Here is a 21,249-nt window from a genome sequence, read left to right on the forward strand (position 1 = left end):
AGCCCTGCCCCTACTAAGCCTAAATAACGATACAAAGTTGGAGATCCGCTGATGGTTAAGAACAAAAGCATCGCTATTATCACAGGAGGAGGAGACTGCCCAGCTACCAATGCAGTAATCCGGGCGGTTGCCAAGAAAGTCATATTGGAACACAAAATGGAGGTCATCGGCATCGAGGACGGCTACGAGGGCATGATCGAAAACCGCTTCCGAAAGCTTGAGTACGGCGATGTTTCGGGAATAGTCACGCTGGGGGGCACAATACTGGGGACATCGAACACAGCCAATCCGTATCGATATCCCGTAAAGTCAGGGAAACAGATGAAATTCAAAGACGTGTCGCGGGCGGCCATAGACAACCTTAAGAAGTTGAATGTGGAATGCCTTGTATGTATAGGCGGCGACGGAACGTTGTCGATAGCCGACAGGCTCTTCAGGGACGGCCTTCCCGTCGTCGGCATCCCGAAGACGATAGATAACGACCTGCTGGGCACAGATATCACCTTCGGCTTCGATACCGCCGTTTCTATCAACACCGAAGGCATCGACAGGCTGCACACGACGGCACAGTCGCACCACCGCGTCATGATCCTTGAGGTCATGGGTCGCTACGCCGGGTGGATCGCCCTGCACGCGGGCAGCGCAGGCGGCGGCGATATTATTCTCATCCCGGAGATACCGTACGACATCGATATCGTGGCTAAGAAGGTCCTGCAAAGAAGCAAACTCGGCAAGAGATTCACGATTGTGGTCGTCTCCGAAGGGGCCAAGCCCAAGGGTGGGGACATTGTGGTGCGAAGGGTGGTCAAAGAGAGCACCGACCCAATTCGCCTTGGCGGCATCGGATTCGTTCTGGGATCCCAGATCGAGAAAGCCACGGGCCTGGAGACGCGCGCTGTTGTCATGGGGCACCTGCAGAGGGGTGGCACGCCGACGTCCTTCGACAGGGTGCTGGCGACAAGGCTCGGCACCAGGGCCGTCGATATGGTGAAAGATAAGAAGTACGGCTATATGGTGGGGATTCAGAACGGCTCGCTCGTCGATGTACCGTTGAAGGAAGTTGCCAGGGGCAGGAAGCTCGTTCCGCTGGATGACCCGCTGATAAAAGCGGCCCGGTCGGTAGGTACCTGTTTCGGCGACCGGTTATAAGCGAATGATTTATATACGGTCGTTCTATAAGCTGTAAATCTCTTCCCCGAAGGTATGAATCCAGTTCTTGTGCAGTATCTCCAACGCCGCCTCTGTCTTATCAACTCCAAGGATTACGATGGGCTGCCAGTCCTCGCCGCGGCCCAGGAACGGGTAGAAATAGTGAACGTTTATCTTGGCATTCTTGAGTGGCTTGAGCACGGCGCGCATTCCTCCGGGGTGGTCCGGGATCTCGAAAGCGATGACCTCGTCGATATGGGTCTTGTAGCCGTTGCTCTTGAGGACGTTGGCTGTTTTCACTGGGTCGTCGGTGACGAACCTGACAGTGCTGCTCTTTGATGTGTCGGCCACGGAGATTGCTCTTATGTTTATGCCCTCATCGCCCAGGCACTCGCTTATGCCCAGAAAAGTGCCGGGCACGTTGTCCAGTGTTATTGATATTTGTTTTACCATCTTCCGACCCCCTGATACCCCGATATTTCAACCGTCGTGTAGGGGCAATTCATGAATTGCCCCTACGATTAAATCGAATTATATCCCGCGTTGATCGCCTTTTCGTTGACGGCGATGAGCTTGGTTTTATTCTTCAGGCCGATCTTAAGACCCTCGATGATTCCTTCCAGCGACACGATGCCGCTCTTCTTGATGTAAGCGCCCAGCATGACCATGTTGGCCGATTTGGCGCTGCCCAGCTCCTTGGCGATGGCGTCCGCGGCGACACGAACGACTTCTACGTCATCGCGCGACGTATTATCCTGTATCAGCGACGAGTTAAGGAAGAGCACGCCGCCCGCTTTTATCTGGTTCTGAAACCTGGTCAGCGAGGGGCGGTTCATGGCGATGACGAAATCCGGAGACGACGCTATAGGCGACGCGATCTCCTCATTTGATATAGCCACGGTGCAGTTGGCCGTGCCGCCGCGCACCTCGGCGCCGTAGGACGGCAGGTAGGTCACATGCCTGCCTTCGGCCATGGCCGCCTGCGCCAGCGTCAGCCCCATGGAGATGACGCCTTGGCCGCCGAAACCTGATATCAGCGTCTTAACCAGCATCCTGCTTACCCGTCCTGTCGAGAATTATGCCGAGAGGGAACTCCTTGGACATGACCTCATCGATCCACTTCCAGCTCTCGGCGGGGCTCATCTTCCAGTTGGTGGGACAGGGAGAGAGTATCTCCACCATAGAAAAGCCCTGGCCGTCGAGCTGGGTCTGGAACGCCTTGCGTATTGCCTTCTTGACCTTCTTTATGTTCGCCGGTGTGCTCACGGCGACGCGCTCGATGTAGGCCGCGCCCTTCACCAGCGCCAGCATCTCGCTCATCTTTACGGGATATCCTTCGAGCCTGCCCTCGCGGCCAAGGGGCGTCGTCGTCGTCTTCTGCCCCGACAGCGTGGTCGGGGCCATCTGTCCGCCCGTCATGCCGTAAACAGCGTTGTTGATGAAAATGGCGGTGATGTTCTCGCCGCGGTTGGCCGCATGTATCGTCTCAGCCGTTCCGATGGCCGCCAGGTCGCCGTCGCCCTGGTAGGTGAAAACGAACGTCTCCGGGCTGGCCCGTTTCAACCCTGTGGCGACAGCCGCGCCGCGTCCGTGCGCCGACTCCGCCATATCGATATCGAGATAGTTATAGGTGAACACAGCGCATCCCGGAGGCGGTATGCCGACGGCCTTGTCCCGCAGGTTCATCTCATCGATGATCTCGGCGATGATGCGGTGCACAACGGAATGCCCGCAGCCGGGACAGTAATGAAATACCGCCTTCTTAAGCGACGCCGGGCGCGAATACACCTTATTCATTTCTTACCCTTAAGTCCCTTCTGGTAGTAGACTCGCGCGATGGCGCGCTGCAACTCGGCGGGCGTGGGTATCACGCCGCCGGTGCGCCCGTAGAACGAGACTTCGGCAGAACCGTTCAGAGCCAGCTTCACATCCTCCAGCATCTGCCCCATGTTCATCTCTATATCAAGGAAATGCTTCTTCTTTTTAGCCAGCGAAGCGATGGCTTCGGACGGGAACGGCCACAGCGTTATCGGGCGCAGCATGCCCACCTTGAGCCCCTCTTTACGGGCGTTTTTTATCGCGCCCCTGGCTATGCGCGCGGCTATGCCGAAGGCGATTACGACGAGCTTCGCATCGTCGATCATAAAGGCGTCGTACGCTACCTCGTCGCGCTTTATTATCTCGTAGCGCCGGAACAGGCTCCAGTTGAGTTCTTCAAGCGACGCCGGGTTCGATGTAAATGTTTTTACGATACGGCTGGGACGGCCTTTGGCCCCGCGCAGGGCGTCCTCGCGCACCGGCAGATCCTTTGACGCCTCATACTTGAATTCCACGGGCTCCATCATCTGGCCCAGCACCCCGTCGCCCAGTATCATAACCGGCACCCTGTACTTGTCGGCGAGATCGAACGCTTTATGCGTCATGTCCGCCAGCTCCTGCACTGATGAAGGGCCGAGCACTATAGTGCGGTAATCGCCGTGCCCGCCGCCGCGCGTAGCCTGATGGTAGTCCGACTGCGCCGCCGCTATGCTGCCAAGGCCCGGCCCGCCGCGCGACATGTTGACGATGACCGCGGGCAGCTCGCAGGCCGCCAGGTAGGAGATGCCCTCCTGCTTCAGGCTGATGCCAGGGCTTGAGGATGAGGTCATGGTCCGCACCCCGGCCAGGCTGGCGCCGAAGACCATATTTATAGCGGCAAGCTCGCTCTCGGCCTGGATGAAGGTGCAGCCCTTCTTACGGCCGAGATGCGCCGCCATGTACTCGGTGAGCTCGTTCTGCGGCGTGATGGGATAGCCAAAGTAGCACTGGCAGCCGGCCCTTATCGCCGCCTCGCCTATGGCGCTGTTGCCGTCCATGAGCACTTTAGTCACGGTATACCTCTATCGCCGCCTCGGGACAGACCAGGGCGCATATAGCGCAGCCGCTGCATTCGCCGCCCTTTACACACGCCGCGAATCTGTAGCCGTTGGCGTTCAGTTCATCAGAGAGGCTGATAATGTCCTTAGGGCAGAACAGTACGCAAAGCTCGCAGCCCTTGCAGTATTCCCGGTCTATCTCTATATAGCCTTTCATAATTAGATGTCTATTGTATAGTTAAAGCCGCCCGTGATGCAAGCTCTCGCACGGGTAGGGAGTAGTAGCGTGTAGGGGCGGAAAATCTTTCGCCCCTACCCTATAACCAACGTCTGGGGGATTATCTCAGGGGGTTCGGTAAATATCCCCGCGGCATGCCGAAAATATAAGATCCACTAATACAACGAGCGGGCGAGATAACCTCGCCCCTACACCATCATCCTAAAATTGGATAGCAAAGGGGGTTGGATATTTACTTCAAAAAGCTTACTATTATCAATATCGATGATTATGCTAAAATTGGGAAACAGATTGATGAGCCATGAACGTTAACGCTCCGCGCCCCGCTGAACTGCATATCGAGACCCTGAAATGGGGGAAGATTACGTGGGTTAACGTAGAGAAGCCCTCCGGCAGGGACATGCATTACCTTGCCAAGAATTATCTCTTCCACCCGTTGGAGTTGGAGGACTGCCTGTCCCGGACGGAGCGTCCCAAGATAGACGAACATGAAAATTACCTCTTCATAGTGGTGCACTTCCCGGTCTACGATAAGAAAACTCTGGTTACCGTTCCCAGCCAGGTTTCGATATTCATTGCCGCCGACCTGCTGGTGACCGTGCACACGGGCGCCCTCAAACCCCTATCTCACCTGTTTAACGATTGTCAGAAGAACGAACCGGCACGGGATGAAAACATGTCGCGCAGCACGGGATATCTTCTCTATCGCATACTGGACCGACTTGTCGACTACTGCTTTCCTATCGTCCGCAAGATAATAAGCAACGCGGAGGAACTCGAGGAAAAGCTGTTCAGCAACCCCGACAAGGATTCGGTGCGCGAGATATCTATACTTCGCCGCGACATCATGTCAACCCGGCGCATCATCCGCCCGCAGCGCACCATCCTTAAATCGCTGGAGATAAAGGACTATACCTTCCTGAAAGAGGACCTGGACGTTTATTTCGGCGACATCGGAGACCATATCGGCAAGATAACCGAGACCCTGGATGAATACGACGAGGTGGTGGAAGGGCTCAACGCCACCAGCGATTCCCTGTTCTCCCATCGCACGAACCAGGTGATAAAGATACTCACTCTGCTGGGAACTATCATCCTGCCCATGCTGGTAATACAGGGGCTCTACAGCATGAACGTGCCACTGCCCCTGCAGGATAGCCCGTGGGCTTTCCTCATAATAATACTTGTCACGATAACGGTATCGGCTTCTATGATAATTTACTTCCGCTATCGGCACTGGATATAGCCTTATCGAAAGTCTTGAGGAAAAACTCGTTGGAATCCAAATACTCTCACCGCTTCATAATAGTCAGCGCCGTCTTCATCACCTGTCTTATTACGGCGAACATAATAGCAGTTAAGATTATCCAGTTCGGTGGAATCTTCCTTCCCGCCGCAATCATCGTCTTCCCTGTAAGCTACATATTCGGCGACATCCTCACCGAGGTATACGGCTACCGAATGGCGAGAAAGGTAATCTGGCTCGGATTCTTCTGCAATGCCATTGCGGTGCTTTTCATCTGGCTTGGAGGTTTGCTCCCCTCAGCGCCCTTCTGGGAAAACCAGCAAGCGTACAACACGATACTTGGATTCGTGCCGAGAATAGTCGCTGCCTCCTTCGTTGCATACCTTGTCGGCGAATTTGCCAACTCATTCGTACTGGCCAAGCTTAAGATAGCGACAAAGGGGCGCTGGCTCTGGACGCGAACCATAGGCTCTACCATAGTAGGGCAGGGACTCGATTCGGTAGTGTTTATCGTTGTCGCTTTCGTCGGCACCGCATCGTTCGATCCGATGCTCATCCTGTACCACTGGCTGATAAAGACAGCATATGAAGCATTGGCGACACCGTTCACATATTGGATCGTGGGTTACCTGAAGAGAAAAGAAAATATTGACACATACGACTATAAGACCAACTTCAATCCGTTTCTGGTGTTCCCTTTCAGCCTGCTGACCAGGCGCAAAGCTAGCGAACAATAGGTAGGGGCGCTCCTTCCTGGGAAGGACTGCGCCCTTCTATCGGGCAGGGCAAGCCCTGCCCCTACCCGTCAACCAACGTATGGGGGATTAACAGGGGGTTCGGAGAATAGCTCCACCCGACAATAAGAGGAAGTTGTATAAACCTTATGGAACTTGAGATACTTGGAGCCCATAACTGCGAATCAGAGAGCGCCAGACTCACCTGCCTGCTGGTCGACGGCGTCCTCGCCATCGATGCCGGCGGCCTGACATCGGCGCTTTCTATCGAGGAGCAGCATCGCCTCAAGGCCGTTCTCATCACGCACCACCACTTCGACCACGTCCGGGACCTGGCCACGCTCGGCATGAACTTCTGGACGGCCGGACCGCTGCCTGTATACGGACTGGAGTCTTCTCTGCAAACTATCTTGAGCAACATCCTCAATGGCGTAATGTACCCGGACTTCACGTCCAGGCCCTCCCCCGATAAGCCCGCGTTCAAATTCCACCCCATCGCGCCTGGCAAGGCCTTCTCGATAGGCGGCTATTCGATCACGCCTTTCCTGGCGAACCACGGCGTCCCGGTGGCGGGATACCAGATCGCCGGCGTTGATGGAAAGAGCTTTGTGTACACCGGCGACACGCATAGGCTCGCTGAGTCGACATGGCAGAGCCTGTCACCCAGGCTCATCGTGACCGAGGTCACAGTGCCCGATATGTACGAGAGCATGGCCAGGGAATCGGGACATCTCACACCCAGACTTTTGAAAGAGGAATTGCTAGCCTTCAAGAGGATACACAGATATATACCGCCCGTAATCGCCGTCCACATCAGCCCGCACCTGGAGGACGAGATTCAAAAGGAGATATCCCGCGTCGCAGAGGAACTGGGCACCGAGATCACCTGCGGATACGAGGGTATGAGAGTTGTCATCTAATGAGCCGCGACCGAAGTTTATCGTCGACGCCAATGTGGGGAAGCTGGCACGGTGGCTGCGGATGCTGGGCTATGATACCATATTCGCAAGCGATATTGACGACGGAGAACTCGTAGACATCGGTTTAAAAGAAGGGCGTGTGTTGCTGACCAAAGATACTCAGCTTATGCTCAGGCGAGCCGTCGCCAGCGGCAAGGTAAAAGCACTGCTTACCACGGAGGACGATCCGAAGAAACAGATGCGTATGGTGATAGCGGAGATGAAGCTGGACAGGGAACGCGAGTTCACGCTCTGTCTGGAGTGCAACGTGCCGCTCGCGCCGAGGAGCAAGGACGAGGTGCGCGACCTGGTTCCGCCATACGTTTTTAAAACGCAGTCCCAGTATTACCAGTGTCCAGGCTGCGGCAGGATATACTGGCGTGGAACCCACTGGGAACATATGAGTAAAGTTCTAGGAATACTGATGGAGGATGAAGCATGAGAAAGGCAGCATTTGTATATGATAAGCTGATGTCGGCGCACGTCCTTCGCGATGACCACGTTTTCAAGCCCAGCCGCCTTCAGCTTACCTATGAGCTGCTCAACAGTTACGGCGCGTTCGACGGCTCTAAACCGGTGAAGCCCAGGACGGCCGAGGAAACCGACCTGATACTTTTCCATAATCCCGATTACGTGTCCGCCGTCCTCGACATCGGCAACGGCGTCGACCGCAGGGACGCGCTGCTTGAATACAATATCAGCCACTACGGCGACAACCCTCCCTACAACGGGATGTATGAGGCGTCTGCGCTTGTGGTGGGAGCATCCCTGACCGCCGCGGACCTCGTGATCAGAGGCAAAGCCGATGTGGCCTTCAATATCTCCGGCGGACTGCACCATGCCATGCCGTCGCGCGCCTCCGGGTTCTGTACTTTCAACGACGCCGCCATAACCATAAAACACCTGGTCAACCGGGGCTATCGCGTGGCCTACGTCGACATCGATGCGCATCACGGCGACGGCGTGCAGCATGCCTTCTATGACAGCAACGAGGTTCTCACCATATCGATGCACGAATCTGGAAGATACCTTTTTCCGGGCACAGGCGAAACGGATGAAATCGGACGAAACCTGGGCAAGGGATACAGCGTCAACCTGCCTCTTTTCCCGAAGACGGACGACGATATCTATCTCTGGGCTTTCAGGGAGATCGTGCCGCCCCTTATAAAGGCGTTCAAGCCGGACGTGCTCGTGACGCAACTCGGCTGCGACACCTACTATATGGACCCCCTGACCGACTTCATGCTCACGACCGACGGGTATACCAGCCTGGTCAGGGAACTGGGGCAACTGTCGAACAAGTGGGTGGCGCTGGGTGGTGGCGGCTATGATATGGACGCGGTCATCAGGCTGTGGACGCTGGCCTACGGCGTCATGCTCGAGCGCGAGTGGCCGGACGAGATACCGGCGGATTTCCGCGATAAGTACGGGATCAAGAAACTGCGCGATGGCGACAAGCCCCATGTCGACGAGGATATGTTAACGATGGCTCGCCAGTTCGCCAAACTTGGCGTGGATGATATCAAACACAACGTCTTCCCCATCCACGGACTGAAATAGCACTTAGGGCGAGATGACCTCGCCCCTACATCTGGATTGCCCGATCAAGTCGGGCAATGACACGGGGTAAAAAGAGGTGCCCCGATTCATCGGGGCCGGTCTTTCCATGATATTTGAGATATATAGAAGGATTAGGGGTGTCCCGTAGGGGCAGACCTGCGTGTCTGCCCATTGTGGGCGACCACGAGGGTCGCCCCTACCTGGTGACCAACGTATGGGGGACTAACAGGGGGTTCGGATAATCGACCGCCTCATGCTTCGACAATGAGAGATGCTATTCATCCTAATCACACTAATTCTCCACAATCAATTTTAGGACCCGCTTTCTAAAGTGCTGCAGTCATGCAGGGCAATGTTATATAATTAGCGGCGGCATATTTCAAGAGGAGTCAGTATGGAACAAACGAAATTAGCCCTTGATGGAATAAAGATACTGAACATGTGCTGGATAGGCCCCGGCGCTTTCTGCACTGAGATGCTGAGCGACCTGGGCGCCGATGTTATCAGGGTTTCCGACGTCAACCAGGCTGAGGGAGCTCTGGCCATGATGGTGTTTAATCAGTGGCCCGGCCTGCGCAATTGCCGCACATTCAGCGTAAACCTCAAGAGCAACGCCGGCAAAGAGGTCTTCATGGACATGGTCAGGAGCGCTGACGTTATTATGGAGGGCTTCCGTCCGGGCGTGGTCAAGCGCCTGGGCATTGATTACGACACGCTCAAAGGGATCAATCCGCGAATCGTGTACGTGTCGCTGTCAGGCTATGGGCAGGACGGCCCCTACCGCGACCTGGTCGGGCACGAACTGAACTACATATCCATCAGCGGTTTGTTAAGCCTTACCGGGCCTAAGGGCGGTAAGCCCTCTATTCCGGGCACGGTTGTCGCCGACTGGTCCGGGGGCATGTCGGCTGGCATCAGCATCCTGGCGGCGCTGCTGGCGCGGGAGCGGAGCGGGCAGGGTCAGTTCCTGGACGTCTCAATTACAGACGCGATAACGGAAGTGACATCGGTACAGAGCAACCCTTATTTGTACAAGCACGATGTTGTCCCGCGCAGAGGCGAGACCATCTGGAACGGGAAGTATCCCTGGTACTTTGTCTACGAGACGAAGGATGAGAAATACGTCGCCATCGCCACGCTGGAGCCGAAGTTCTTTGCAACACTATGCAAACTGCTCGACTGCGAGGAATTCATACCCTATCAGTTCGATGAGGGCGCCAAGCGGGACGAGATGTTTGAATTCTTTGAAGCTAAATTTAAGTCCAGGAACCGCGATGAATGGGTGCAACTGCTGATGTATCAGGAGACGTGCTTCACGCCGGTGCTCGACATCGACGAGTTGGAATCCGACCCGCAGCTGGTCGCGCGGCGCATGATCCTGGAATCAGAGCACCCTGTTGTGGGCCGTCTCAAACAGATCGGCTCGATGCACAAGCTGTCCGACTCCCCGGTGGAGGTGAGGAACTGGGCCACCAGCTTCGGGCAGCATACGGATGAGATCCTGCATGAAATAGGCTACAGCGACGATCAAATCAAGGAATTGCGGCAGACCGGCGCTGTTGGTTAGACCGCCGAGAGATTTCAAGAGAGGTGCCCCGATTCATCGTGGCTGGTCCTTCCATGATATTGAGTTATATGGAAGGATTGGGGTGTCCTGTACGGGCAGGCCTTGTGCCTGCCCGCTGTGGGCGACCACGAGGGTCGCCCCTCCCCTGTGACCAACGTATGGGGGACAGACAGGGGGTTCGGGCAAAATTGTCTTAAATCCCTACCTCTGCCCGTACTTTTCGTGGAAAACAATCTCGCTTAATTCCTTGCGGCCGGGACCTCTAGGCTGTTCATCGGGATAGCCCATAGGGATAAGCTCGACAACTCGAACGTTGGCCGGCATCTGAAGTATCTGCTCCGCCTTCTTTGCGTCGAAATAACCTATGTTCACGGTGCCCAGCCCCAGCGCATGCGCCATCAGCGTGAGGTTCTGCGCCGCCAGCGCGGCGTCGAACATGAACCAGTCCCCCTTGTCCGTGACGGCCTCCCCCTTCTTGATGCCGGCCCGGCCCGTCTCGGCGCAGAGCGCCAGCACCACGGGGACGGTGCGTATAGCCTCGGCGGCGGGGTTTGTGGACGACAACGTCTCGGCCAGCTTCAGCTTAGTCTCGCGATCCCTGACCACTATCCATCGCGCGCACTGCGTGTTGGCCCAGGACGGCGCCCAGCGCGCGGCTTCCAGTATCGTCTCCAGGTCTTTATCGTTGATGGCATCCGGTTTGTATTTGCGAACGCTGCGCCTTCCTTTTATCGCTTCCATCAATTCCATAAATCACCTTCCTCTGATAGAATCACCATCAGATTATAACCAATTCGAATCCGATTTTTAAACCCGCCAAAGCAGTATCAATATTACTTGTGTATTGCGTCCCGCCTGAATTGGCCGTATAATTGCTCAATCCATCGACGGTCGCGGATGGGAACAGGAGAGAGACATGGTGAAACAGGTAGAAAAAAGCGGCAAGGTATATCACGTTTGCGAGTTCTGTAACTGCGCCTACACCGAAGAAGAATATGCGAATCAGTGCCAGGAGTGGTGCAGCGAGTATCACCGCTGCAATATGAAGATAATGAAACACCGCATCGACCTTGAAAAAATCGACCAGGAGGAAGAGTCCTAGCCGCTAATCCCCACTTCGACCCTAGCTCGATACTGCGTATAATTCCCCCGTTTCCTTCAATTAGCGCTGTTGCGCCACCTTATCGTCATTGCGAGAAGTACTTCCATATAGCTCTATCATGGAAGGACGCCGTGGCAATCTCTTTTCTTGCGGTACGGGAAAAGCGTGAGGTTGCTTCGTCCGTCCACAGAGTGAGTTTCGCGGAAGGACTCGCAATGACAGGACGTGAATGACGGAACGCGCGAGGCGATCGAAAAATCGCTCATGTCTTGAGATGTACAATCCCATCGGATATACTTTATACGGTTTGTCCAATCGACCGCATAGGGTCAATTCAAGCATAGTCTTTTAGTTCAATTCCGCGAGGAGGATCAATGGTTAACAAGGTTGAAATAATCGCCAGCGACGCCGGCGGCACCATGACCGACATGATCGTCGTGGACAGCGAGGGCAGCTTCTCCATAGGCAAGGCCGCGACCACGCCGCACGACCAATCTCTGGGTTTCTTTGAATCTTTAAGCGATGCCTTCGAATACTGGGGCGTCGATTTTAATAAAGAAGCGGCTCAAATACTTCCCGCCGTCGATGCCGTCGTATACGCGGGCACGGCTATGCTCAACGCCCTTCTCACCGAGACCGGCAGGAAGATAGGCGTGGTAACGCAACGGGGGGATGAGGATGTATTTCTGCACGAGCGCAGCCGCCAGACCTGGGCCGGATACTCTTACCAGGACGTTTTGCACCACGTAACGCATCGCCACAACCGCCCGCTGGTCTCGCGCCGCATGACCAAGGGCGTCACCGGCCGCATCAATATGTTCGGTTTTGAGGCCATATCGCTGTACGAGGACGACGTGCGTAAGGCCGTGACCGAGCTGCTGGACGAGGGCGCCGAGGGCATCGCTGTGTGCCTCTGGTTCTCTTACATGAATCCGGCACACGAGTTGCGCGTGAGCGAGATCGTCGCCGAGATACTGAAGGAACGCGGCGTCGACATTCCGATATATCTTTCGCACAAGATCGCGCCCATCATGCGCGAGCAGAGCCGCCTGAATACGGTGGCGCTGCATGCACTGGCTGTGGACCCGGGGCGCGAGCAGTTATTCAAGATCGAGACGATGCTCAAGGGCAAGGGTTATAAGAATCCGCTCCAGATAGTGCTGTCGCACGGCGGCGTGGCCAACATCCGCTACCCCAGGCTGCACGAGGCCTGTTTCTCCGGGCCCATCGGCGGCCTGCTCGGGGCGCGCTACCTGGCGAACACGCTGGGCATCGATAACTGGGTCTGCTCCGACATGGGCGGCACAAGCTTCGATGTGGGGCTGATACGGCACGGCGAGCCGATAATGGACCGAGAGGTGGTCATCACGCGCCGGCTGTTCAATATCCCGACGCTGGTCATGGATTCGATAGGCGCGGGCACCGGCATGTATGTAACCATCGATCCCATCACCCGGCGAATAACCCTGGGCCCGGACAGCGCCGGAGCCGACCCCGGCCCGGTGTGTTACAACATGGGCAACGAGACGCCCACGGTAATGGACTGCTGCCTTATCATGGGTATCCTTAATCCCGATAATTATCTAGGCGGCAAGATGAAGCTGGACAAGCAGCACGCCCTGGATCGCATCAAAGCGACGTGCTCCGATGTCCTGGGCGTCGACCCGTACTATCTCGCCGAGGGCGTTTATAAACTGATTAACAGCGCCATGAAGGAGCATATACGCATGGTGCTGCTGACGCGCGGCTACTCCCCCGCCGACTACTGCCTGCTTAACTACGGCGGCGCGGGCCCCATGCACCTGGCCGGATACAGCGAAGGCATGCCCTTCAAGGGCGTGGCCACCGTTCCCTGGGCCGCGGCCTTCTCCTCCTTCGGCGCCGCCTGCGTCGATCTGGGCCATCGCTATCAGAAATCGACGGGCGCGCTGATACCGTACGGCGCCGATGACGGCTGGAAGATGATGATGGCCGGTATTATCAACGCCGGCTGGGATGAATTGGAGAAGGAGGCCGCCGCCGACCTGGCCGCCGAGGGTCTGCCCTGGGACAAGGCGAAACTTCAAACGATCGCCTATATGTGTTACCGCGGCCAGATGGAGGATATCGAGGTGCCCTCGCCGACGCCGCGGCTCAACAGCCCCAAGGATGTGGACGACCTCATCGCCGCGTTCGAGAGGATATACGAGAAGGTTTACGCCGGCGTGGCCAAACACGAGCGCGCCGGCTATCAGATAACGGAGCTGGGGCTGACGGTGACCGTGCCCAAGATAAAACCGAAGCTGGTGAAACGACCTCTGGAGGGGAAGGTGCCGTCGAGCGACGCTGTCAAAGGGAAACGAGAGGTTTATATCGACGGGAAGTGGCAGTCGGCCACTATCTACGATATGGATAAATTAAAACCGGGCAACGAGATCGACGGCGCGGCCGTGATCGAAGCCCCGGCAACCACGTTCTTCGTTCCGCCGGGCCGTCACGTGCGCATGGATGAATGGTCCATCTTGTGGCTGACGTAGAACCGACTTGTAGGGGCGAGGTCGCCTCGCCCGCTATGGATTCCGATTTTCGCCGGAATGACAAATCGATAAAGAGAGGTACAGGAGAGAAGTCTCTCCTGACGGGGTTTTAGGGGTGTCCCCTATTTTCTTAAATATCCCCCAAGACTGGGGGATATCAGGGGGTTGAACGTTATTTCGACACTCGAGGAGAGATAGATGCAGACGACGAACAAGGGAATAGGTGAGAAGGGCGCGACCCTTATTAATATGTTGAACGAGGGCGACCGGCTGTACAAAGAGACCGGCTGCTATCATGGCATCGAAAAGCCGAATTTAATGAAGGACGATCCCATCCGCTACGAGATCTTCCACTCGCGGGTAATGTCTGCGTTGATCTCGGGGCGCGAGACCACACGCATGATCTCAGGCTCGCCCTTCGTGCGCGAGGTGGCCGAGCTGTGCATCGGGCTGTACACGCCGGAGGGCGACAGCGTGGCGCAGTCGACGGGCATCCAGGTGCACGTGCGCTGCATGGGCGAGAACATCAAGTGGATGATCAGGAACAACTGGGAGGGAGAGGTCGGCATCGCCGACGGCGACCTGTTCCTCTGCAACGACAGCGTCATGGGCGCCATGCACCCCGCCGATGTTTATGATATTCTACCGATATTTGTCGACGGCGAGCTCGTCGCCTGGGTCTCGACCGTTATCATGGAGGTCGATATCGGCGCGGTGAGCCCGGGCTGCATGCCCACGGCTAACGTTGAGAGATCGACCGACGGCCTGCGCTGGTGCGGCGAGAAGATCGGCTCCAACGACAGGCTGAGGCGCGACTTCGAGGTCAAGATCGAGATGAGCCTCGATATGCCGGATATCTTCCTGCTCGACCGCAAGGGCGCCATCGCCGCCAACATCCGCGTGCGCGAGGAGATAAAGAGCCTCATCAAAGAGTTCGGCGTCGACTATTTCAAACGGGCCATGCGCGAGCTCATCGAGGAGGAGCGGCGCAATCAGATCGCGCGCATCAAGCAGAGGACGGTGCCCGGCCGCTACCGCGACGTCGTCCCGCTGGAATATTACATGAAAGACCAGCCGGTGACCTGGGTTCCCGCGCGCAAGGATTTCATGCGCCTGGTGCCCATCGAGATGAACATCACGCCGGAGGGTAAGCTGATACTTGATTTCGATGGCGCCGGAGAGTGGGGCTGGCATCCCTTCAACGCCTATCCGGCATCGATATGGGGCGCCTTCTCGGTGACGCTGGTGCAGACGCTGTGCTACGACGGGCGTGCCAACCTCGGGTCGCTCCTTCCCTGCGAGATCAACGCGCCTCTCAATACGATAATGAACCCGGCCGAGCTGCGGCGGCTGGCGACATCGACGCTGTGGGCCCCGCTGCTCGATATCTTCGGGCTGTGGTACGGTATGCTCAGCTCGGCCTACTATTTCCGCGGCTTCCGCGAGGAGATGTTCAACCTGCGGTCTTCTGCGGGATGGCAGATGTACGGCTACGACCAGTACGGCATCAAGCGCCCGCTGATGCTCTCGCCGCTGGGCAACTTCGGGCCGGGCGCCACCGGCGTGTGCGACGGGGTGGAGAACTCGGGATGGGTTGCTACGCCGGAGACGGACATGGGCAACGCCGAGATATGGGAGATGTTCGTGCCCTACCTTGAGGGCGCGCGGCGCTACGAGCCGTACTCTATAGGCTACGGAAAGTTCCGCTCCGGGATGGCGATCTCCCAGGTCTATATCATGAACGGCAGCAGCCAGGCTATAGGCTCCGGGGCCGTGGGCTGCTCGCACGACCGCCTGATCCCCAACCTGGGCATGTTCGGCGGCTATCCCGGCGGCAAGCGGAGCACATTCTTCGCGCGCTATGACGATATCAAGGATGTCATCGCCAGGCGGCAGCCGCTGCTTCAAGAATTCGGCCATCCCAAGGAGTTCGGCAAGGACTTCCCCGGCGAGATGCGAAAGGTGGACTATACGCTGCCGCCGATGGAGATAAAGGACTGGGACTGTCTCATAACGATAAACGGCGCCGCCGGCGGGCTGGGAGACCCTATCGAGAGGAAGCCCGAGTCGGTGAAGGCCGACCTGGACAACTTCCTGGCCACGCAGGAGATCGCAAAGAACATGTACTGCGTTTCGGCGGGCTTCGACGAAACTTCGAAAGAATGGAGTATCGACGATAAGGCAACGCAGAGGCTGCGCAAGTCGAAGCGGCAGCAGCGCCTCAAGCGCGGCGTCCCGGTAAAAGAATGGTGGCAACAGCAGAGGCAGCGGGTGCTTGCGCGCGACCTCGATCCGATGCTCATCGAGATGTACCAGAGCAGTATGAAGATGAGCCCCGGATTCACGCGGGAGTTCAAGGATTTCTGGGCGCTGCCGGAAGATTACGGTATGTGAGGTTTATGATGTCATACGAGATAAACGATCTGAAAGAGATGTTCGACGGGACGCTTCCCTGGTACAAGGTCAAGGAGATAATGAGCCGTCCCAAGGATGACGACCGTTTCGATAAGTACATCCAGATACTGCAGGAGCGGGTCTCATGGCCGGAGCGTATACTGATGCCGCTGGGAGAGCACCTGTACATAGTGCAGAAAGGCGGCGAGCGCATCGTCAAGTGCGATTGCGGGCACGAGTTTGGCGACTGGCGTAAAAACTGGAAGCTGGAGAGCCTGATATATTCCCGCGACGATGCCAAAAAGCTGGGCGAGATCTACCCCGGCATACGCTGCCCCGACCCCAAACTGAACGAGGTGCGCGAATACTATTGCCCCGGCTGCGCCGCACTGCTCAAAGTCGAGAGCGTCCCCGTGGGATATCCAATCATCTTCGACGCCCTGCCCGATATCGACGCCTTCTACCGCGAGTGGCTGGGGCGGCCGCTTCCGGACGAGAAGAAGTTCGAATTCAAGGACCTGAGTCCGGAGGTGACTAAGGGGTGGGGAAGAGAGTAGCATCATATTAAAAGTCGACTTCAAGAGGCGCGTCGTATCACGACGCGCCTCTCTTTTTTTAAGTAATTTTAACCTTCATTGATTGACCTTTTTACAACTACAGGCTATACTGTCCACAATTGGAGTGCTGCTCTATAACCCCAAAAGGCAATTGATATGAAGAGGCTGTTGGTTGTTTTACTGCTAGCCGCTATTATAGTAGGTTCTTGCATCGCGGTATTTACCGGCAGTCCTCTACAGGTATCAGCAGATGATCCCGTCATCACCTTCCCCGATCCCGGCCTTGATGCAGCGATTCGGACAACCATAAACAAGTCGACAGGCGATATATATCAATCGGATTTGGATGGGCTTACATATTTAGATGCCCAAGTTATGAATATCAGTGATTTGACCGGCCTTGAACACTGCACTAACCTGAGCACCCTCTACCTTTCTAACAATCAGATAAACAATATCAGTACGCTGTCAAGCCTCTATAGTTTACAGGAGCTATCCCTTAATAATAATCAGATAGGCAATATCAGTATGCTGTCAGGATTAATTAATCTGCATCAACTTTTTATTGATAGTACCAATATAAGCGATATCAGCCCTCTATCAGGCCTTACTAACCTGCAGTGGCTGTGTGCTGAAGAGAATCAAATTGCCGATATCTCTTCCTTGTCAGGTCTAACTAACCTCCAAAAGCTATATCTCGGGAGCAACCAGGTAAGCAACCTATCTGTGCTATCGAGCTTAACTAACCTGCAATGGCTTTACCTTGGGGATAACGGACTGACCAATATAAGCTCACTCCCGGTGATTACCAATCTGCAATTCCTCGACCTTGGGAACAATCAAATAAGTAATATAAGTGCGCTGTCAGATTTCACCAGCCTGCAGGGGCTTTACCTTGGGAATAATCAACTGAGCGATATCATAATGATATCGAGTCTTAGCAACCTGCAAGATCTTTCACTTGGAAACAACCAGATAGACAATATCTCTGCGCTATCAGGGCTTAATAGTCTGCAGACCCTTAATATCAATGACAATCAGATAAGCGATGTCAATGCTCTGTCCGGTCTTAGCAATATGCAATACCTTGACTTTCAGGATAACCAGATAGGCAATATCAGCGCGCTGTCCGGGCTCACCGACCTGCAAACCCTTCTGCTTTCCGATAATAATATAAGCGACATATCTGCATTATCCGGTTTCGCCAGTCTGCAAACCCTGTTTCTTAACAACAATGATATAAACAATATAAGTCCGCTCTCAGGCCTCGTTAGTATTCACGGTCTCGAGCTCAGAGCGAATCAAATAGTGGATATCCAGCCCTTGGTGAACAATAGCGGACTTGACTCCGGCGACTATGTTGTACTTGGAGCCAACCCGCTAAGCGCCGCCTCAATAAATACATACATTCCTGCCCTTAAGGATCGAGGCGTTACTGTTTATTACTCGCCTCAAACGTTGAATATCACCAACGCTTCAGCGAATATGTCCGGTTTCAGCATCTATGACCCCGCGGAGAAAATAAACAATCCCTGTGCCGGAGAGGATACATATGTCTATATTGAAATAAACGAGGAAGGGTCCAGGCTCAACGGCTCCTCAATATCGTCGGCGGATGGGATAGTTACCGAAAGCCTGTTCTATCTGGATAACGAGAGCATTGCAATGCATGATTCGGAGGAATTCCCTGACCATGGTTTCCAAGTAGTGGTTAACCCTTACCTAACCTATAACGTTTCAATAGATGATTTCGAGGGCGAGGTCGACCTGGCTCAAGTGGAGCTGACACTGCAAAGTGGCACAATCAGTAGCATGTTTGTTTTTCTTGCTATTGGAGACGGTGTTGCCCACAATATAACTATAACCGCAGCGGTAAATGGCAGCGACATACAGAGCACAACACCGATAACTGTAGAGGCTAGAGCTCCGATCTCGGAGGCATGGGTGGACGATGACTTTGATGCCTCAACTCCAGGCTGGGGCTGCGACCATTTTGCAAGTATCCAGGACGGCATAGATGCCGTGTCCGGCTCAACGGTGCACGTGGCGGAGGGAATATACTATGAGAATATTGTGCTTAAGGATGGGGTTGAGCTGCTCGGCGCGGATATGAACTCAACAATCATAGATGGAATGCAGAACGGCTCCGTTGTTACGGCGATCAATTGCGGTAATACCACAAAGCTTGAGGGATTTACCTTAACCAACGGCAGCGGTACTGATGAATCGTTTTATAGATTAGGTGGAGGGATGTACAACTATAACGCCTCACCTACAATCACCAACTGCATCTTCAGGGATAACTCGGTAGGTCACAAGACTTACGTGAATGGTGGAGGAATGTACAATGACGCCTCCTCACCCACGATTACGAACTGTATTTTTCAGAACAATGTCGCAGGCTCTGTTTGTTTTAGCAATGGTGGAGGGATGTACAATAACGTCTCCTCACCCACAATTACGAACTGTATTTTTCAGAACAATGCCGCAAGCTCTGATTATTGTGAAAGCTATGGCGGAGGAATGGCTAACGATAAGTCCTCGCCCATAATTACGAACTGTGTTTTCTGGGGCAATTCGGCCAACGACGGCGGCGGCGGTGTAATACATAATAGTGGCTCCTCGCCCACAATTACTAACTGTATCCTGTGGTATGATTCGCCCAATGAAATTGCTAATTACGGCACAGGTGCACCTATTGTTACCTACAGCAATGTGCAGGGCGGCTACTCTGGAACAGGCAACATCAACTCCGACCCTCTCTTCATGGACGCGGCAACGGGCGACTTCCATCTGAGCACAGGCTCGCCGTGCATCGACGCCGGCAGCAACTCTGCGCCGTCCCTTCCGAGTCTGGACTATGAAGGCGATCCGCGCATCCTGCCGGTATGGGGCACTGTGGACATGGGGGCGGATGAATATATACATCCCGCGCCTTCCTGCGACTCATGGGACGTCCAATACAGGATAGTGGGCGGACAGATAACCATGAATTATTCGGCCGCCGGGATTACACCTGTTAAGAAGATAGTCCCGCTCTCTGAGGAACACGGCGGATATATGACCTTCAAGTTCTGCAAGGAAGCTAATAATGGCGGCAGGCTTGTCGTCATTCCTCAGGACAGCTGGTACATGGAGAATATCACGGTTGAGAATGTTATGACCGGCATTGATATGAATCTCTCAATAAGGCTTGATAGCGACGCATCGGGTATTCTGTACGTCGATGATAACATCGGTGATGTGGATGTCTCTTCCGATAGCGTTTCCGGCAGGACGCCCGTTCAGATAGACACAATCGGCGATGGAACGATGGACGTCGCAGGCTCCATGCTCATCCCTATGACGCTGGTCGGCGACTTCAACACCTCTGTTGGACAAAGCGGAGAACTGCCCTTCGGCATGACCTTTACAACGGGCAATACCACCAACGTTGCACACATACCTATTAATCCAAAAATGGACGGAGCTACCATGTCAAGCGAGGGCGTGCCGTTTGCGGAAGAAGGTGGTGTTGCCCCTTACGCAGGGACAAACGGCACCATCACCGCCACGGGAACCGGCGACTGTCTGGGAATAAGGTTGGTGGGGATCCGTATCGACTTCCAGTTTGAGATGAAGCTGGAGCTTGAGCCTGTACCTCCGAGCGACTTCTATGGCGATGCTGACCAGGATGGTGCGCTCTCCATCGGGGATTACTCTTACCTCAGACTAATGCTCTTCAATAAACAGCCCTTCAACCCTGGCGGTGACGTAGATCAAGACGGTACGCTTTCTATCGGGGATTACTCTTACCTCAGACTAATGCTCTTTAACAAACAACCTATAGTGAACAAGTATGAATCCTCCTATGACTTCCTACACGGCGTGGGCTCCAACAAGTGGGCCAAGAGCAAAACGATTGATTCAGTCTCTCCTGTCGACCACTTCGATAACGAATCCGGATGGACCGAAGCCGGCGACACGGAATACAACAACATCGCCACCACCAACGGCAACGTATATACTATCACAGGAACGCCCGGTCTCTACTCCGCGCTACAATGTAAGTTCACACTGTATGAGAACCCGGGTGCAATAACCAGCATAGGGGTTACGCTCAACGGCTCGGCGGAGACAGACGGCGATGCTCTTCAGCTATGGGCTTGGAACTTCGATTCCGGCTCATGGCGGCAGATCGGCAGCGACTTTTCTATGACTACAAATATCGAATCTTACACGGCGTGGACAGCCTGGGGTAAGGTGTACGCGGATTATATCGACGGCGACGGCTATATGTATATACTGGCGAACTTGAATAATGCCGACCAAGACATGAATGTGGATTACATCAAGCTAAGCGCGGTATGGTAGCAACCAACACGGGGATACA

At 55.0% G+C, this 21,249-nt stretch carries 18 protein-coding genes; 12 read left to right on the forward strand and 6 right to left on the reverse strand.

Annotated elements, in window-relative coordinates; genetic code table 11:
- The first annotated feature begins 51 nt into the window (after positions 1-51).
- Entirely contained in the window at positions 52-1,149 is a 1,098-nt protein-coding gene (locus WC562_07155) for an ATP-dependent 6-phosphofructokinase (protein MFA5055927.1), read from the forward strand.
- A gap of 24 nt (positions 1,150-1,173) precedes the next feature.
- On the opposite strand, the gene WC562_07160 is transcribed toward WC562_07155, so the two are convergent.
- The 5 genes from WC562_07160 to WC562_07180 all read right to left on the reverse strand — a co-directional run bounded on the left by WC562_07160 (position 1,174) and on the right by WC562_07180 (position 4,221).
- The gene (locus WC562_07160; GenBank protein ID MFA5055928.1) at positions 1,174-1,602 is read right to left on the reverse strand and encodes an amino acid-binding protein; all 429 of its coding nucleotides are present in this window, start codon (positions 1,600-1,602) and stop codon (positions 1,174-1,176) included.
- A gap of 68 nt (positions 1,603-1,670) precedes the next feature.
- Positions 1,671-2,201, reverse strand: a complete 531-nt coding sequence (locus WC562_07165; protein MFA5055929.1) for a 2-oxoacid:acceptor oxidoreductase family protein — start codon at positions 2,199-2,201, stop codon at positions 1,671-1,673.
- Positions 2,191-2,946, reverse strand: a complete 756-nt coding sequence (locus WC562_07170; GenBank protein ID MFA5055930.1) for a thiamine pyrophosphate-dependent enzyme — start codon at positions 2,944-2,946, stop codon at positions 2,191-2,193. The genes WC562_07165 and WC562_07170 overlap by 11 nt, the downstream gene beginning before the upstream one ends.
- Positions 2,943-4,019: a 3-methyl-2-oxobutanoate dehydrogenase subunit VorB gene (locus tag WC562_07175; protein ID MFA5055931.1), complete on the reverse strand. Its 1,077-nt coding sequence runs from the start codon at positions 4,017-4,019 to the stop codon at positions 2,943-2,945. The genes WC562_07170 and WC562_07175 overlap by 4 nt, the downstream gene beginning before the upstream one ends.
- Positions 4,012-4,221 (reverse strand): 4Fe-4S binding protein, encoded by a 210-nt coding sequence (locus tag WC562_07180; GenBank protein ID MFA5055932.1) that lies wholly within the window; start codon positions 4,219-4,221, stop codon positions 4,012-4,014. The genes WC562_07175 and WC562_07180 overlap by 8 nt, the downstream gene beginning before the upstream one ends.
- A gap of 322 nt (positions 4,222-4,543) precedes the next feature.
- Between WC562_07180 and WC562_07185 the strand changes: the two genes are divergently transcribed.
- From WC562_07185 to WC562_07210, 6 genes are all read left to right on the forward strand, one after another.
- Positions 4,544-5,488, forward strand: coding sequence for a magnesium transporter CorA family protein (locus WC562_07185; protein MFA5055933.1), 945 nt, complete (start codon positions 4,544-4,546; stop codon positions 5,486-5,488).
- Between the two features lie 29 nt (positions 5,489-5,517).
- Positions 5,518-6,225, forward strand: a complete 708-nt coding sequence (locus tag WC562_07190) for a queuosine precursor transporter (GenBank protein ID MFA5055934.1) — start codon at positions 5,518-5,520, stop codon at positions 6,223-6,225.
- A 146-nt stretch (positions 6,226-6,371) separates the two neighbouring features.
- The gene (locus WC562_07195) at positions 6,372-7,142 is read left to right on the forward strand and encodes a 3',5'-cyclic-nucleotide phosphodiesterase (protein MFA5055935.1); all 771 of its coding nucleotides are present in this window, start codon (positions 6,372-6,374) and stop codon (positions 7,140-7,142) included.
- A complete protein-coding gene (locus WC562_07200) occupies positions 7,132-7,623 on the forward strand; it encodes a Mut7-C RNAse domain-containing protein (GenBank protein ID MFA5055936.1) in 492 nt (163 codons plus the stop codon). Before WC562_07195 ends, WC562_07200 begins: the two co-directional genes overlap by 11 nt.
- Positions 7,620-8,741 (forward strand): acetoin utilization protein AcuC, encoded by a 1,122-nt coding sequence (locus WC562_07205; GenBank protein ID MFA5055937.1) that lies wholly within the window; start codon positions 7,620-7,622, stop codon positions 8,739-8,741. Before WC562_07200 ends, WC562_07205 begins: the two co-directional genes overlap by 4 nt.
- Positions 8,742-9,135: 394 nt before the next feature.
- The gene (locus WC562_07210) at positions 9,136-10,308 is read left to right on the forward strand and encodes a CaiB/BaiF CoA-transferase family protein (GenBank protein MFA5055938.1); all 1,173 of its coding nucleotides are present in this window, start codon (positions 9,136-9,138) and stop codon (positions 10,306-10,308) included.
- 201 nt (positions 10,309-10,509) lie between these two features.
- Here the strand turns inward: WC562_07210 and WC562_07215 are convergent, their stop codons facing one another.
- On the reverse strand, positions 10,510-11,058 hold the full coding sequence (locus WC562_07215) for a nitroreductase family protein (protein ID MFA5055939.1): 549 nt from the start codon (positions 11,056-11,058) through the stop codon (positions 10,510-10,512).
- 166 nt (positions 11,059-11,224) lie between these two features.
- Between WC562_07215 and WC562_07220 the strand changes: the two genes are divergently transcribed.
- From WC562_07220 to WC562_07240, 5 genes are all read left to right on the forward strand, one after another.
- Complete coding sequence (locus WC562_07220) at positions 11,225-11,410, forward strand: hypothetical protein (GenBank protein MFA5055940.1); 186 nt, start codon at positions 11,225-11,227, stop codon at positions 11,408-11,410.
- A 374-nt stretch (positions 11,411-11,784) separates the two neighbouring features.
- Complete coding sequence (locus WC562_07225; protein MFA5055941.1) at positions 11,785-13,926, forward strand: hydantoinase/oxoprolinase family protein; 2,142 nt, start codon at positions 11,785-11,787, stop codon at positions 13,924-13,926.
- A gap of 198 nt (positions 13,927-14,124) precedes the next feature.
- Positions 14,125-16,320: a hydantoinase B/oxoprolinase family protein gene (locus tag WC562_07230; protein ID MFA5055942.1), complete on the forward strand. Its 2,196-nt coding sequence runs from the start codon at positions 14,125-14,127 to the stop codon at positions 16,318-16,320.
- Positions 16,321-16,325: 5 nt separating this feature from the next.
- Positions 16,326-16,877: an acetone carboxylase subunit gamma gene (locus tag WC562_07235; GenBank protein MFA5055943.1), complete on the forward strand. Its 552-nt coding sequence runs from the start codon at positions 16,326-16,328 to the stop codon at positions 16,875-16,877.
- A gap of 156 nt (positions 16,878-17,033) precedes the next feature.
- Positions 17,034-21,230 (forward strand): leucine-rich repeat domain-containing protein, encoded by a 4,197-nt coding sequence (locus WC562_07240; GenBank protein ID MFA5055944.1) that lies wholly within the window; start codon positions 17,034-17,036, stop codon positions 21,228-21,230.
- Positions 21,231-21,249 lie beyond the last annotated feature (19 nt).

This window comes from Dehalococcoidia bacterium, assembly GCA_041649635.1.
GTDB lineage: Bacteria > Chloroflexota > Dehalococcoidia > E44-bin15 > E44-bin15 > JAYEHL01.

Coding starts and splice junctions, on each gene's coding strand:
- WC562_07155 (MFA5055927.1), top strand. CDS start 52: ATGGTTAAGAACAAAAGCATCGCTATTATCACAGGAGGAGGAGACTGC.
- WC562_07160 (MFA5055928.1), bottom strand. CDS start 1,602: ATGGTAAAACAAATATCAATAACACTGGACAACGTGCCCGGCACTTTT.
- WC562_07165 (MFA5055929.1), bottom strand. CDS start 2,201: ATGCTGGTTAAGACGCTGATATCAGGTTTCGGCGGCCAAGGCGTCATC.
- WC562_07170 (MFA5055930.1), bottom strand. CDS start 2,946: ATGAATAAGGTGTATTCGCGCCCGGCGTCGCTTAAGAAGGCGGTATTT.
- WC562_07180 (MFA5055932.1), bottom strand. CDS start 4,221: ATGAAAGGCTATATAGAGATAGACCGGGAATACTGCAAGGGCTGCGAG.
- WC562_07185 (MFA5055933.1), top strand. CDS start 4,544: ATGAACGTTAACGCTCCGCGCCCCGCTGAACTGCATATCGAGACCCTG.
- WC562_07195 (MFA5055935.1), top strand. CDS start 6,372: ATGGAACTTGAGATACTTGGAGCCCATAACTGCGAATCAGAGAGCGCC.
- WC562_07205 (MFA5055937.1), top strand. CDS start 7,620: ATGAGAAAGGCAGCATTTGTATATGATAAGCTGATGTCGGCGCACGTC.
- WC562_07210 (MFA5055938.1), top strand. CDS start 9,136: ATGGAACAAACGAAATTAGCCCTTGATGGAATAAAGATACTGAACATG.
- WC562_07215 (MFA5055939.1), bottom strand. CDS start 11,058: ATGGAATTGATGGAAGCGATAAAAGGAAGGCGCAGCGTTCGCAAATAC.
- WC562_07220 (MFA5055940.1), top strand. CDS start 11,225: ATGGTGAAACAGGTAGAAAAAAGCGGCAAGGTATATCACGTTTGCGAG.
- WC562_07225 (MFA5055941.1), top strand. CDS start 11,785: ATGGTTAACAAGGTTGAAATAATCGCCAGCGACGCCGGCGGCACCATG.
- WC562_07230 (MFA5055942.1), top strand. CDS start 14,125: ATGCAGACGACGAACAAGGGAATAGGTGAGAAGGGCGCGACCCTTATT.
- WC562_07235 (MFA5055943.1), top strand. CDS start 16,326: ATGATGTCATACGAGATAAACGATCTGAAAGAGATGTTCGACGGGACG.
- WC562_07240 (MFA5055944.1), top strand. CDS start 17,034: ATGAAGAGGCTGTTGGTTGTTTTACTGCTAGCCGCTATTATAGTAGGT.